This is a genomic window from Variovorax sp. GW822-FHT04E09 (genome assembly GCF_058800845.1).
In genome coordinates this window covers 185,644-199,716 of sequence record NZ_JBXAMR010000005.1, presented here as the reverse complement: position 1 = coordinate 199,716, position 14,073 = coordinate 185,644, and the positions used below count along the sequence as shown (strand labels likewise).

The following is a 14,073-nucleotide window of genomic DNA, read 5'->3' as shown; positions in this document are numbered from 1 at the left end:
CGCTGAGGAAAGGAATGACCGCATGGTCGCGCCCTGCGCCTGCGCCGGCAACACGGATAAACTGGGCCCGAGCCATAGAAAAACTTGGCCTGCACACCATGTCCCTCGCCCCACCCCGCCCTCGCCTGCCACCACACACGGCCGTGCGCGCCTTCGAGGCCGCGGCACGCCACGGCAGCTTCGCGCGCGCGGCCGAGGAACTCTTCGTGACGCCCGCCGCCGTCGCGCAGCAGATCAAGGCACTCGAGACCTGGGCCGGCGGTGCGCTGTTCGAGCGGCACAGCCAGGGCATCCGGCTCAGCGCGCACGGCCGGCGCGCGTTGCCCGCGCTCAGCGCGGCGGTCGACCAGCTCGGCCTCGCGGTGCAGGCGCTGCGCCAGGAAACCCAGACCGCCGCGCGCCGCAGCACGCTGCAGGTGGCAGCCCTGCCGGCGATGGCGCAGCTGTGGCTGTCGCCGCGGCTCTCGCGGCTGAAGGCCGCGCTGCCCGGCGTGCAGGTGTCGGTGACGGCGCTGGAGCAGCCACCGAACTTCCGGCGCGAGCCCTTCGACCTCGGGCTGTTCTACGGCGCCGAGGCCGCCGTCGGCGCCACGGGCATCCCGCTCGCGCGCGACCGCCTCGTGCCCGTATGCAGCCCGCGCGTGCGCGCATCGCTGGAGAGCGCACGCCCGCGCCCGCTCGACGACCTCCTCGACGTGCTCGCGCGCTGCGGCGGCCTGCACGACACGGTGTGGCGCGACGACTGGTCGCGCTGGCTGCAGGCCGTGCGCCCCGGCACCACGGCAGCCGAGGCCGATGCGCTGGCCGCCGGCCCGGATTTTTCGCTCTACAGCCTCGCACTGCAGGCCGCGCTCGACGGCGAAGGGGTGCTGATGGGTCGCGAGCGGCTAGTGGCACCGCTGCTCGAGAAAGGCCGGCTGCACGCGCCTTGGGGGCGACCGAAGGCGCTGGGAGACACGCTGATGCTGCTGGTGCCCGCGCACCGCAAGGGGCCGCTGCTTGCGCAGCAGGTGCAGGCGCTGCAGGCCCTGGTCGATTGAACGGCTCGCGCTACGCGACGCGCTCGGCGATGAGCACGGCGAAGAAGCCCAGCGCCGCCAGCACCGTCCACTTGAACACGATCCAGCCGAAGCGGCGGTACTTGACCTGCCCCGTGCCCGCATAGAACGCGAAGGACACGCCCGCCACCAGCAGAAGCAGCAGGATGGCCCAGCGAAAGAGAAGCATCGGAAAGAAAAGGCGTGCGCCGGGCTTACCAGGCCCGCGCCACTTCGCCGAAGCCGCGCGGTGCGCGCTTCTCGTCCTCGAAGGTCACGACCTCGTAGGCGTCGCTGTGCGAGAGCAGCTCGCGCAGCAGCTTGTTGTTGAGCGCATGGCCCGAGCGGAACGCGGTGTACGCGGCCAGCAGCGGCTTGCCGATGATGTACAGGTCGCCCATGGCGTCGAGGATCTTGTGCTTCACGAACTCGTCGTCGTAGCGCAGGCCACCGGCATTGAGCACCTTGGTGTCGTCCATGACGATGGCGTTGTCGAGACCGCCGCCGAGTGCCAGGCCCTTGCTGCGCATGTACTCGACTTCTTTCGTGAAGCCGAAGGTGCGTGCGCGTGCGATGTCGCGGCTGTACGAGTCGGTGCCCAGGTCGAACTCCACGCGCTGGCCGGTGGAGTTGACGACGCGGTGGTCGAAGTCGATCTCGAAGCTCAGCTTGAAGCCGTGGTACGGCTCCAGGCTCGCCCACTTCTCGTTGGCGCCCTCGCCTTCGCGCACCTCGACCTTGCGCAGCACGCGGATGAAGCGGCGCGGCGCCTTCTGCAGCTCGATGCCCGCGCTTTGCAGCAGGAACACGAAGGACGAGGCCGACCCGTCGAGGATCGGCACTTCGTCGGCCGTGATGTCGATGTAGAGGTTGTCGATGCCCAGGCCCGCGCAGGCGGACATGATGTGCTCGACGGTCTGCACCTTGGCGCCGCCCGTGGAGACGGTGGACGCCAGGCGCGTATCGGTGACCGATTCGGCGGTCATGCGGATCTCGACCGGCTCGGGCAGGTCGACGCGGCGGAACACGATGCCCGTGTCGGCCGGGGCCGGTCGCAGGGTCAGCTCCACGCGTTGGCCGCTGTGAAGCCCCACGCCCACGGCGCGGCTGATCGACTTGAGGGTTCGTTGTTGCAGCACGCCCGAGATTTTAGGCGGGCGGCGACCGTGACGCCCTATTCCCTTCGCTATGGCCGCGATAGACATGGACCGGTCAGATAAGAAAGAACAAAAAGCCGGGGAGCCCCCGGCGGTGGACGCAAGGGGCACGAGGTGGACGCAGCGCCTAGAGCCGGGGGTCAGTCCCTTTCAGGTCTTCCCCGTCCCCTTGCGAACCCTCGTGCCCTCTGCGTTCGGTGGCCTGCGGTCAGTCTGCTTGACGGCGCAGGAATGCGGGGATCTCGAAGTCGTCCATGCCACCCGACGACAGTGCGTCGACCTTGGCAGCGGCCATCGTGCGGTTGGTGCGCCACACGCTGGGCACGGCCATGCCGTCGTAGTTGGGCTGGCTGCCCGAACCACCACCCGCGTGGCCCACGCCGCCGAGCGTCGGCACGGTGAACGGGATGTTGTCGGTGCCGGTGCGGATCACTTCGAGCGTCGGGGCCTGGCGGCGTGCGTCGGCACGCGACAGGCCCGTGGCCACCACCGTGACGCGCATCTGGTCGCCCAGGCTTTCGTCGTAAGCGGCGCCGTAGATCACGTGCGCGTCCGGCGAGGCGTAGGCGCGGATGGTGTTCATCGCGAGCTTCGACTCGTTCAGCTTCAGCGAACCCTTCGACGCCGTCACCAGCACCAGCACGCCCTTGGCACCCGAGAGGTCGATGCCTTCGAGCAGCGGGCAGGCCACGGCCTGTTCGGCGGCGATGCGCGCACGGTCGGGGCCTGCTGCGGCAGCGGTGCCCATCATGGCCTTGCCGGGTTCGCCCATCACGGTGCGCACGTCTTCGAAGTCGACGTTCACGCCGCCGTACTCGTTGATGATTTCCGAGATGCCGCCCACGGCGTTCTTCAGCACGTCGTTGGCGTGCGCGAAGGCTTCGTCCTGGGTGATGTCTTCACCGAGCACGTCCAGCAGCTTCTCGTTGAGCACCACGATCAGCGAGTCGACGTTGGCTTCGAGCTCGGCCAGGCCGGCGTCGGCGTTGGTCATGCGACGGCCGCCTTCCCAGTCGAAGGGCTTGGTCACCACGCCCACCGTCAGGATGCCCATTTCCTTGGCCACGCGCGCGATCACGGGCGCCGCGCCGGTGCCCGTGCCGCCGCCCATGCCGGCCGTGATGAACAGCATGTGCGCGCCGTCGATGGCGGCGCGGATGTCGTCCACCGCGGCTTCGGCCGCGTCACGGCCCTTCTCGGGCTTGCTGCCGGCGCCCAGGCCGCTGATGCCCAGCTGGATGTTCTTGTGCGCGTTGCTGCGTTGCAGGGCTTGCGCGTCGGTGTTGGCGCAGACGAACTGCACGCCTTGCACACCACGCTCCATCATGTGGGCGACCGCATTGCCACCGCCGCCGCCGACACCGATCACCTTGATCTGCGTGCCCTGGTTGAATTCTTCGACTTCGATCATTTCGATGGTCATTTCTAACTCCTTGAATATTGCAGTTGCCGTTATGTGTCTATGAATATTTCTTTTGCCGTGACGTGATCAACGGGATCGCCGTCGCGATGGTGGACCGGTGCGTCGCCATCGCTCGTTGAAATGCAGCGGAGGGCCCGCGCGTGCGAGCCAGAGTGGGGAGTGGTTCATGGTCAGAAGTTCCCCACGATGAAGTCCTTGAAACGTCCGAACGCAGTCTTTACGGACCCGTTCTTCTGTGCGACCTTGAAGCCACGCATGCGTGCAAAACGTGCCTCCTCGAGCAGGCCCATCACGGTGGCCGCGCGCGGCTGCGCCACCATGTCCGACAGCGCGCTCGAGTACTTCGGAATGCCGCGACGCACGGGCTTGAGGAAGATGTCTTCACCGAGCTCGACCATGCCGGGCATGACGGCGCTGCCGCCCGTGAGCACCACGCCCGACGACAGCACTTCCTCGTAGCCCGACTCGCGCACCACCTGCTGCACCAGCGAGAAGATTTCTTCGATGCGCGGCTCGATCACGCCGGCAAGCGCCTGCTTGCTCAACATGCGCGGGCCGCGATCGCCAAGGCCGGGGACTTCGACCTGCGATTCAGGATCGGCCAGCAGCTGCTTGGCATAGCCGTGCTCGACCTTGATGTCCTCCGCGTCCTTGGTGGGCGTGCGCAGGGCCATCGCGATGTCGCTCGTGATGAGGTCGCCCGCGATCGGGATCACGGCCGTGTGGCGGATCGCGCCATTGGTGAAGATCGCCACGTCGGTGGTGCCCGCGCCGATGTCGACCAGCACCACGCCCAGTTCGCGCTCGTCTTCGGTGAGCACCGCCTGGCTGGAGGCCAGCGGGTTGAGCATCAGCTGGTCGACCTCCAGGCCGCAGCGGCGCACGCACTTGATGATGTTCTCGGCCGCGCTCTGCGCGCCGGTCACGATGTGCACCTTGGCCTCCAGGCGCATGCCGCTCATGCCGATCGGCTCCTTCACGTCCTGGCCGTCGATCACGAACTCCTGCGGTTCCACCAGCAACAGGCGCTGGTCGCTCGAGATGTTGATGGCGCGCGCCGTCTCGACCACGCGGGCCACGTCGGCGGGCGTGACTTCCTTGTCCTTCACCGCCACCATGCCGCTCGAATTGATGCCGCGGATGTGGCTGCCGGTGATGCCGGTGTAGACGCGGCTGATCTTGCAGTCGGCCATCAGCTCGGCTTCTTTCAGCGCCTGCTGGATGCTCTGCACGGTGGCGTCGATGTTCACCACGACGCCGCGCTTGAGGCCGTTGCTGGGCGCGATGCCCAGGCCGGCCAGCTTGAGCTCGCCGCCTTGCAGCACCTCGGCCACGACCACCATCACCTTGGCGGTTCCGATGTCCAGGCCTACGACCAGGTCTTTGTATTCTTTGGGCATGTAGATGTCCTCGGTATTCGCTACTTGATTTTTCTTGGGGCCTCGGGCGAGACCGTGGTGACGCCGCGCAGCCGCAGGGCATACGCGTCGTTGTGGCGCAGATCGGCGCGTTCGACGTCGGCCACCGTGCGGCGGTACTGGCCCGCGACCTGCGTCACGGTCTTCAGGAACCGCTGCAGGCGCGCCGACACCTCGTCGCTCTGGCCGCGGCCGAGCTCGATCTCGGCCCCGCTGTCCAGCAGCACCTTCCAGCTGCCGCGGCTGGACAGCCGCAGCTCGGCAATGTCGAAGTCGTAGGGCTCGAACATCGGCGCGAGCACGCGGTACATGCCCAGCACCTGCCCGGCCTGCTCGATCGGTCCGTCCAGGCGCGGCAGGTCGGCGTCGACCTCGGCCACGTTGGCCTCGAACACGTCGCCGAAGCCGTTGATCAGCTTGGAGCCGGCCTCGTCGCCCCACACCGCCACCGGCACCTGCTCGGTCAGCGTCACGCGCAGCTTGTTCGGGAACTCGCGCCGCACCACCGCGCTGCGCACCCACGGCACCGTCTCGAAGGCGGTGCGCGCACGCGCCAGGTCGATGGTGAAGAAGTTGCCCTTGAGCTGCGGCGCCACGTTGGCACGCAGCGTGACCGCGTTGTTGTGCGTGACCTCGCCGTCCACCTTGATGCCCGAGATCGGGAAGAAAGGCTGGCGCAGCACCCACCACGCGCTCGCCGCCAGCAGCATGAGCGCCACCAGCACGAACGCAACGTTCGCGACGATGTTCATCAGCTTGACGTCGAAGGGAGCGGGGATGCTGTCGGCCATGGCTTAGTTCGCGCCTCCCTTGGCATCCAGCGATGCGGACGCGAGCACGCGCACGCACAGCTCTTCGTAGGGAATGCCCGCCGCGCGCGCCGACATCGGCACCAGCGAATGGCTGGTCATGCCGGGCGAGGTGTTCATCTCGAGCAGGAAGGGCTTGCGGTCGCTGGCGCGGATCATCACGTCGGCGCGGCCCCAGCCGCGGCAGCCGAGCGTGTGGTACGCGGCCAGCGTGATGCGCTGGATCTCGCGTTCCTCGGCTTCGGGCAGGCCGCTCGGGCACTGGTACTTCACGTCGTCGGTGAAGTACTTGTTCTGGTAGTCGTAGGCGCCCTCAGGCGCAGCGATGCGCACCACCGGCAGCGCGCGCGCGTCCAGGCCCTGGCCGAGCACGGCGCAGGTGACTTCCTCGCCGTCGATGAACTCCTCGCACAGCACGTCGGCGTCGAACTTCGCCGACAGCGCGACGGCGTCCTGCATCTGCGAGTAGCCCTCGACCTTGGTCACGCCGATGGACGAGCCCTCGCGCGGCGGCTTCACGATCAGCGGCAGGCCGAGCACGTCGGGCACCACCATGATCTGCTCGCGGCTTTGCTGGTCGAAGGCCAGGCGCACGTACTTGGGCGTGGGCAGGCCGTCGGCCTGCCAGATGCGCTTGGTCATGACCTTGTCCATCGCCACGCTCGAGGCCATCACGCCCGAGCCGGTGTAGGGAATGCCGAGCAGCTCGAGCGCGCCCTGCACGGTGCCGTCTTCGCCGTGGCGACCATGCAGCGCGACAAAGCAGCGTGCGAAGCCTTCGCGCTTCAGGTCGGTCAGCTCGCGCTCCGACGGGTCGAAGGCATGCGCGTCGACGCCGCGCGAACGCAGGGCCTGCAGCACGCCGGCGCCAGACATCAGCGACACCTCGCGTTCGGCGGAACTGCCGCCGAACAGCACGGCCACCTTGCCGAAAAGTTGTGGATCCTGAAGGCTCACGCGGCCCTCCCCTTGCGCGCAGTGCGCTCTGAAGTTGTTGATGAGGGTGCGGGCGGCGTGCCGAGTTCGACCACCTTGCCCGGCACCGCGCCGATGGAGCCCGCGCCCATGCACAACACCACGTCGCCCGCGCGGGCGTTGTCCAGGATGGCCTGCGGCATGGCGACGATGTCGTCCACGAACACCGGCTCGACCTTGCCGGCCACGCGCAGCGCGCGCGCCAGCGTGCGGCCGTCGGCGGCCACGATGGGCGCCTCGCCCGCGGCATAGACCTCGCCCAGCAGCACCGAATCGGCCGTGCCGATGACCTTCACGAAGTCCTCGAAGCAGTCGCGCGTGCGGGTGTAGCGGTGCGGCTGGAAGGCCAGCACAAGCCGGCGCCCCGGGAAGGCGCCGCGCGCGGCCGCGATGGTGGCCGCCATCTCGACCGGGTGATGGCCGTAGTCGTCGATGACGGTGAAGCGCCCGCCCGCCGTGTCGTTCGGCACGGCCACGTCGCCGTAGCTCTGGAAACGGCGGCCCACGCCCTTGAAGCCGGCCAGGCCGCGCTGCACCGCTTCGTCGGCAATGCCGAGCTCGACCGCCATGGCGATCACCGACAGCGCGTTGCGCACGTTGTGCTCGCCCGGCAGGTTCAGCACGATGGGCAGGTCGGGCAGCGTCACGCCGTTGCGGCGCTGCGCGGTGAAATGCATCTGGCCGCCGACGGCGCGCACGTCGATGGCGCGCACCTGGGCGTCCTCGCCGAAGCCGTAGCTGGTGACCGGGCAGGTCACGTCGGCCACGATCTCGCGCACCGCCGGATCGTCGGTGCACAGGATGGCCACGCCGTAGAACGGCATGCGGTGCAGGAAATCGACGAAGGCCTTCTTCAGCTTGGCGAAGTCGTGCCCGTAGGTCTCCATGTGGTCGGCGTCGATGTTCGTGACCACCGCCATCACGGGCAGCAGGTTCAGGAACGAGGCGTCCGACTCGTCGGCCTCGACCACGATGTAGTCGCCGCTGCCCAGCTGCGCGTTGGCGCCGGCGCTGTTCAGGCGCCCGCCGATCACGAAGGTCGGGTCGAGCCCAGCGGCCTCGAGCACGCTCGCGGCCAGGCTGGTGGTGGTGGTCTTGCCGTGCGTGCCGGCGATGGCGATGCCCTGCTTCAGGCGCATCAGCTCGGCGAGCATCAGCGCGCGTGGCACGACCGGAATGCGCTTTTCGCGCGCGGCCAGCACCTCGGGGTTGTCCGACTGCACGGCGGTGGAGGTGACGACCGCATCGGCGCCGTCGATGTGCGCGGCGGCATGGCCTACGAAGGTGCCGATGCCCAGGCCCGCGAGACGGCGCAGCGTGGCGCTGTCGGACAGGTCGGAGCCGGTGATCCGGTAGCCCAGGTTCAGCAGCACCTCGGCGATGCCGCTCATGCCCGAGCCGCCGACGCCGACGAAGTGGATGTGACGGATCGCGTGCTTCATTTCGCAAGCTCCTCGCAGGCGCGGACAACCGCGTCCACTGCTTCGGTCTTCTGCAGGGTCTTGGCCTTGGTGGCCCGGTCGATCAAGATCGCGCGTTCGGTTTTCTGTAGCAAATCAGCCAGCAATTCAGGGGTGAGGTCGGTCTGTTGCACCAGCCAGCCGCCGCCCGCGTCCACGAGGAAGCGCGCGTTGGTGGTCTGGTGGTCGTCGACCGCCGAGGGGAAAGGCACGAACAGCGCTGCTGCGCCGACGGCCGCGATTTCGGTGACAGTGCTGGCGCCGGCGCGCGCGACGATGAGGTCGGCCTCGGCGTACGCCTGCGCGGTGTCGTCGATGAAGGGTGTGAGCTCGCCCTCGACGCCGGCCGCCGCATAGTTGGCGCGCAACTCGTCGATCTGCTTGGCGCCGCTCTGGTGCAGCACCTGCGGGCGAACGTCGAGCGCGATGCGTGCCAGCGCCTGCGGCACCACGGCGTTGAGCGCACGCGCGCCCAGGCTGCCGCCGACCACCAGCAACTTGAGCGGACCCGTGCGGCCCGCGAAGCGCGTGGCCGGATCGGGCTGCGACGTGAACGCCGCGCGCAGCGGATTGCCCACCCACTGCGCCTTCTTCAGCACGTTCGGGAAGGCCGTGAACACGCGGTCGGCCACGCCCGCCAGCACCTTGTTGGCGAGGCCGGCGACCGAGTTCTGCTCGTGCAGCACCAGCGGCTTGCCCATCAGCACGCCCATCATTCCGCCCGGGAAGGTGATGTAGCCGCCCAGGCCCACGAGCACGTCGGGCTTCACGCGGCGCACCACGGCCAGGCTCTGCCAGAAGGCGCGCAGCAGCTTCAGCGGCAGCAGGAACAGCGTGAGCGGACCCTTGCCGCGCACGCCGCCGAACTGCACCGGCTCGAAGGCGAAGCCGCGCGGGGGCACGAGCTTTTCTTCCATGCTGCCGGGCGCGCCCAGCCAGTGCACGCGCCAGCCGCGCTCGCGCAGGGCCTCGGCCACTGCGAGACCCGGAAAGATGTGGCCTCCCGTACCGCCGGCCATGACGAGTGCCGTACGGCCGGTCATACGCGACCTCCCCGCATGAGCACGCGGTTCTCATAGTCGATGCGCAGCACCACGGCCAGCGCCACGAGGTTCATCAAGATCGCCGAGCCGCCGAAGCTCATCAGCGGCAAGGTCAGGCCCTTGGTCGGCAGCGCGCCAAGGTTCACGCCCATGTTGATGAAGGCCTGGAAGCCGATCCACACGCCCACGCCCTGGGCCACGAGGCCCGAGAACACGCGGTCGAGCGCGATCGCCTGGCGGCCGATGTGCATGATGCGGCGCGTGAGCCACAGGAACAGGCCGATGATCAGCAGCACGCCGATGAGGCCGAACTCTTCACCGATCACGGCCAGCAGGAAGTCGGTGTGCGCCTCGGGCAGCCAGTGCAGCTTCTCGACGCTGCCGCCCAGGCCCACGCCGAAGACCTCGCCGCGCCCGATGGCGATCAGCGAATGCGACAGCTGGTAGCCCTTGCCCAGCGCGTGCTCTTCGCTCCACGGATCGAGGTACGCAAAGATGCGCTCGCGGCGCCACGGGCTGCTCGCCACGATGGAGCCGAAGGCCACCACCACCAGCGTCGCGATCACGAAGAACATGCGCGCGTTCACGCCGCCCAGGAACAGGATGCCCATGGCGATCACGGCGATCACCATGAAGGCGCCCATGTCGGGCTCAGCCATCACCAGCATGCCGACCACCACCACCGCGATGCCCATCGGCAGCACGGCGCGGAAGAACCGTTCCTTGATCTCCATCTTGCGCACCATGTAGCTGGCGGCATAGAGCACCATCGCGAACTTGGCCAGCTCCGACGGCTGGAAGCGCATGAAGCCCATCGGCAGCCAGCGGCGCGCGCCGTTCACGTTGATGCCGATGTGCGGAATGAGCACCGCCACCAGCAGCAGCAACGAAGCCACGAAGAGCCAGGGCGCGGCGCGCTCCCAGGTCTTCATGGGGACCTGGAAGGTCAGCAGCGCGGCGATGAAGGCGATGACCAGCGAGGCCGCATGCCGCGTGAGGAAGTACGAGGCGCTGTAGCCGGCGCGCGCGAAGCGCGGGTTGTCGGGCAGCGCGATCGAGGCCGAATACACCATGATCAGGCCCCAGGTCATCAGCGCGACCGTGACCCAGACCAGCGCCTGGTCGAAGCCCAGCACGCGCATCGGCGTGGCCTTGGTCTGCGCGACGCCGGCGCCGCCCAGCCGCACGGGCAGGTGCACGGGCAGCGAATCCATGCCGCTGCGGGCGCGCCGGAACCAGCCGCCGAAACGGCTGCCGGTGCTGGTTTCCTGGCCTGCGGCTGCGGAGTTCAAATCGGGTCCTCCATCGATCCGGCGGTGGACAGCGAAGCTTGCGGCGCGTACGACACCACGGCGTCGTCGCCACCCACGGCCTCGCGCGGGCTGTCGGCGTAAGCCTCCACGGCCTCGCAGAACACCTCGGCGCGGTGCGCGTAGTCCTTGAACATGTCGAAGCTCGCACAGGCCGGTGACAGCAGCACGGCATCGCCGGGGTGGGCGCGCGCGGCGGCAAGCTTCACGGCCTCTTCCATCGAACCCGCGTGCTTCAGCGAGACGCCGGTGGAAGCCAGCGCGGCCTCGATCAACGGGGCGTCGCGGCCGATGAGCACGACGGCGCGCGCGTATTGGCGCACGGGGTCGGCCAGCGGCTCGAAGTCCTGGCCCTTGCCTTCGCCACCGAGGATCACGACCACGCGGCGCTCTTCGCCGAGGCCGCTCAGTGCGGCCACGGTGGCGCCGACATTGGTGCCCTTGCTGTCGTCGAAGAACTCGACCTCGTCCACGATGGCGATGGGCTCGACGCGGTGCGGCTCGCCGCGGTACTCGCGCAGGCCGTACAGCATCGGGCCCAGCGGGCAGTCGGCGGCACTGGCGAGCGCAAGCGCCGCCAGCGCGTTCATGGCGTTGTGACGGCCGCGGATGCGCAGCGCGTCGGCGGGCATGAGGCGCTGGAAGAAGATCTCTTCTTCCACCACCGCGCCGCGCTTGCGCTTTTGCGTTTCGTCGGCTTCCAGCGCACGCACCAGCCAGGCCACGCCGTTGATGCGCTCGATGCCGTAGTCGCCCGGGCGCAGCGGCATCGCACCGCCGAAGGTGACGTGGGTGCGGATCTGCGGACGCTGCAGCCGCACCTTGACCGGCGGCGGCAGCATGGCCATCACGCCGGCGTCGTCGCGGTTCAGGATCATCAGGCCCTTGGCGCCGAAGATGCGCGCCTTCGCGGCCGCGTAGGCCGGCATGTCGCCATGCCAGTCGAGGTGGTCCTGCGTGAGGTTGAGCACGGTCGCCGCCGTGGGCTCGAAGCCCTGCACGCCGTCGAGCTGGAAGCTCGAGAGTTCGAGCACCCACACATCGGGCAGCGTGCCGGCGTCGAGGTGCGCGGCCAGCGTGTCGAGCAGCGTCGGGCCGATGTTGCCGGCCACGGCCACGGTCTTGCCCGCACGCTCGACCAGCTGGCCGGTGAGCGAGGTGACGGTGGTCTTGCCGTTGGTGCCGGTGATGGCGAGCACGGCTGGCGTGTAGCCCTTGGGCGCTTCGGGCTCGGGTTCGGGCACGAGTTCGAGCTGCGGCGTGGCCTCTTCCTCGACCGCGGCCGACGCCGGGTTGGTGGCGGACAGCTCGGCGATCTTGGCGACGAACTCGGCGGCCTCGCGCGCCGCGGTGGGCACGTAGGGCTTGCCGGGGGTGGGCAGGCGGGAGACGGTGGCGGCGGGCGCGGGCGACACGGCGGGCGTCTCGATGGCGGCTGGTGCTGCGCCGTCTTCCGTCGTGACGCCTTCGGCGACGACGTCTTCGGTGGGCGGCGTCACCAGCACGCTCAGCGATGCATCGCGCGGCATGGCTTCGGCCATGGCGGGCGGTGTGGGTTCGGTGGCTTCGGTCGGTTCGACGGGAGCGGCGGGTTCGGCTTCTGCGGCAGTCGCATCGACTGGCAGTGCGGCTTCGGTCGACTCAGCGGCCACGGCCTCCGTGGGTGCAACCGCCTCGGTCGCCTCAACAGCTTCGACGGGCGCGGCCGCTTCGGGCTCGCCTTCGACAACCGCAGCAGCCTCCGGCGCAGGCACTTCCGGCGTTTCGGCCACCGCAGCCTCCGCCACAGGGACTCCTTCGCTCAAGGCCAGTTCGGCCTGGGCCGGCGTTTCAACGACAGGCTCGACCACGGCGGTTTCGACCGGCACTTCAGCTTCGGCTTCCACCACCGGCACCTCGACCGTCTGCAGATCGAGCAGCGCGCGCGCGAACAGGTCCAGCTCGCCGCCGACCACGAGACCCACGGCCTTGGCGGCGTCGACGACCGGCGCCAGCGTCGCGGGCGACAGGCCCGGCGAGCGGTACACGGCGCGGATCGGCGTGCCTTCGACCAGCGCGGCCGTGAACGGCCCGCCGATGAAAGTGGCATCAGGCAGCTCGGCCTGCAGCGTCGCGAGCGAGGCGGGCGCCTCACGCGTGTCGGCCACAGTCACGACCGCGCCGTGGCGCGCGCACCAGCGCGCCATCGCCAGCCCGGACGCGCCGAGGCCGAGGATGAGAACGGGGAGGTCTTTCAGGTGCCGCATGGTTTTCTTGTTACCGCAGCTTCAGCGTCGACAGGCCGATGAGGCACAGCAGCATCGTGATGATCCAGAAGCGCACGACGACCTGCGTCTCGCGCCAGCCGCTCTTCTCGAAGTGGTGGTGCAGCGGCGCCATCTTGAGCACGCGCCGGCCTTCGCCATAACGCTTCTTCGTGTACTTGAAGTACATGACCTGGGCCATCACCGAGATCGCCTCGACCACGAAGATGCCGCCCATGATGAAGAACACGATCTCCTGGCGCACGATGACCGCGATGGTGCCCAGCGCGCCGCCCAGCGCGAGCGCGCCCACGTCGCCCATGAAGACCTGCGCCGGATGGGTGTTGAACCAGAGGAACGCGAGCCCCGCGCCGGCCATGGCCGAGCAGAACACCAGCAGCTCGCCCGAGCCGGGGATGTTGGGGAACAGCAGGTACTTGGAGTACACCGCGCTGCCCGTGACGTAGGCGAACACGCCCAGCGCCGAGCCCACCATCACCACCGGCATGATCGCCAGGCCGTCCAGGCCGTCGGTGAGGTTGACGGCGTTGCTCGCGCCCACGATCACCAGGTAGGTGAGGATCACGAAGCCGATGCCGCCCAGCGGGTAGCTGACTTCCTTGAAGAACGGCACCAGCAGGTTGATCTTGGGCGGAAAGTCGAGGTCGAAGCCCGAGCGCACCCAGGCGTAGAACAGCTCGAGCACGCGCCAGTTGGAGCTCTCGGAAATGCTGAACAGCAGGTAGAAGCCCGCGAGCAGGCCGACCAGCGATTGCCAGAAATACTTCTCGCGCGAGCGCATGCCCTCGGGGTCCTTGCGCACCACCTTGCGCCAGTCGTCCACCCAGCCGATGGCGCCGAAGCCCATCGTGACCCACAGCACGATCCACACGAAGCGGTTCGAGAGGTCGAACCACAGCAAGGTGGCGAACGCAATGGCGAACAGCACGAGCACGCCGCCCATGGTGGGCGTGCCGCTCTTGGTCAGGTGCGTTTCCATGCCGTAGCCGCGGATCGGCTGGCCGATCTTGAGCGCGGCGAGGCGACGAATGACGTACGGGCCGGCCACCAGGCCGACGACGAGCGCGGTCAGCGCGGCCATCAGGGCGCGGAACGTGAGGTAGTTGAAAACGCGCAAGAACCCGAACTCGGGCGACAGCGTCTGCAGCCATTGGGCCAGGGACATCAGCATGGTGTG

General features: G+C 68.7%; 12 protein-coding genes. 1 reads left to right on the top strand and 11 read right to left on the bottom strand.

Features of this window, described 5'->3' with window-relative positions; translation table 11 throughout:
- Window positions 1–98: 98 nt before the first annotated feature.
- Window positions 99–1,040 (top strand): LysR family transcriptional regulator, encoded by a 942-nt coding sequence (locus tag AC1RL8_RS21110; RefSeq protein WP_492686297.1) that lies wholly within the window; start codon window positions 99–101, stop codon window positions 1,038–1,040.
- Window positions 1,041–1,050: 10 nt separating this feature from the next.
- On the opposite strand, the gene AC1RL8_RS21105 is transcribed toward AC1RL8_RS21110, so the two are convergent.
- The 11 genes from AC1RL8_RS21105 to mraY all read right to left on the bottom strand — a co-directional run bounded on the left by AC1RL8_RS21105 (window position 1,051) and on the right by mraY (window position 14,067).
- A complete protein-coding gene (locus AC1RL8_RS21105) occupies window positions 1,051–1,227 on the bottom strand; it encodes a hypothetical protein (protein WP_167394968.1) in 177 nt (58 codons plus the stop codon).
- Window positions 1,228–1,252: 25 nt separating this feature from the next.
- On the bottom strand, window positions 1,253–2,176 hold the full coding sequence (gene lpxC, locus AC1RL8_RS21100) for a UDP-3-O-acyl-N-acetylglucosamine deacetylase (protein ID WP_056575680.1): 924 nt from the start codon (window positions 2,174–2,176) through the stop codon (window positions 1,253–1,255).
- 226 nt (window positions 2,177–2,402) lie between these two features.
- The gene (gene ftsZ / locus AC1RL8_RS21095; RefSeq protein ID WP_062474218.1) at window positions 2,403–3,617 is read right to left on the bottom strand and encodes a cell division protein FtsZ; all 1,215 of its coding nucleotides are present in this window, start codon (window positions 3,615–3,617) and stop codon (window positions 2,403–2,405) included.
- 170 nt (window positions 3,618–3,787) lie between these two features.
- Window positions 3,788–5,017 carry a cell division protein FtsA gene (gene ftsA / locus AC1RL8_RS21090; RefSeq protein ID WP_056575685.1) on the bottom strand — a complete coding sequence of 410 codons (1,230 nt, stop codon included), beginning with the start codon at window positions 5,015–5,017 and terminating at the stop codon, window positions 3,788–3,790.
- 20 nt (window positions 5,018–5,037) lie between these two features.
- Window positions 5,038–5,826 carry a cell division protein FtsQ/DivIB gene (locus tag AC1RL8_RS21085; RefSeq protein ID WP_062474220.1) on the bottom strand — a complete coding sequence of 263 codons (789 nt, stop codon included), beginning with the start codon at window positions 5,824–5,826 and terminating at the stop codon, window positions 5,038–5,040.
- A gap of 3 nt (window positions 5,827–5,829) precedes the next feature.
- The gene (locus AC1RL8_RS21080) at window positions 5,830–6,801 is read right to left on the bottom strand and encodes a D-alanine--D-alanine ligase (RefSeq protein ID WP_062474222.1); all 972 of its coding nucleotides are present in this window, start codon (window positions 6,799–6,801) and stop codon (window positions 5,830–5,832) included.
- The gene (murC, locus tag AC1RL8_RS21075) at window positions 6,798–8,261 is read right to left on the bottom strand and encodes a UDP-N-acetylmuramate--L-alanine ligase (protein ID WP_307695604.1); all 1,464 of its coding nucleotides are present in this window, start codon (window positions 8,259–8,261) and stop codon (window positions 6,798–6,800) included. The genes AC1RL8_RS21080 and murC overlap by 4 nt, the downstream gene beginning before the upstream one ends.
- Window positions 8,258–9,322, bottom strand: a complete 1,065-nt coding sequence (murG, locus tag AC1RL8_RS21070) for an undecaprenyldiphospho-muramoylpentapeptide beta-N-acetylglucosaminyltransferase (protein WP_492686298.1) — start codon at window positions 9,320–9,322, stop codon at window positions 8,258–8,260. Before murG ends, murC begins: the two co-directional genes overlap by 4 nt.
- Complete coding sequence (gene ftsW / locus AC1RL8_RS21065; RefSeq protein ID WP_062474228.1) at window positions 9,319–10,614, bottom strand: putative lipid II flippase FtsW; 1,296 nt, start codon at window positions 10,612–10,614, stop codon at window positions 9,319–9,321. Before ftsW ends, murG begins: the two co-directional genes overlap by 4 nt.
- Window positions 10,611–12,878, bottom strand: a complete 2,268-nt coding sequence (murD, locus tag AC1RL8_RS21060) for a UDP-N-acetylmuramoyl-L-alanine--D-glutamate ligase (RefSeq protein WP_492686299.1) — start codon at window positions 12,876–12,878, stop codon at window positions 10,611–10,613. Before murD ends, ftsW begins: the two co-directional genes overlap by 4 nt.
- A gap of 10 nt (window positions 12,879–12,888) precedes the next feature.
- Window positions 12,889–14,067, bottom strand: coding sequence for a phospho-N-acetylmuramoyl-pentapeptide-transferase (mraY, locus tag AC1RL8_RS21055; protein WP_070060130.1), 1,179 nt, complete (start codon window positions 14,065–14,067; stop codon window positions 12,889–12,891).
- Between the last annotated feature and the right edge of the window lie 6 nt (window positions 14,068–14,073).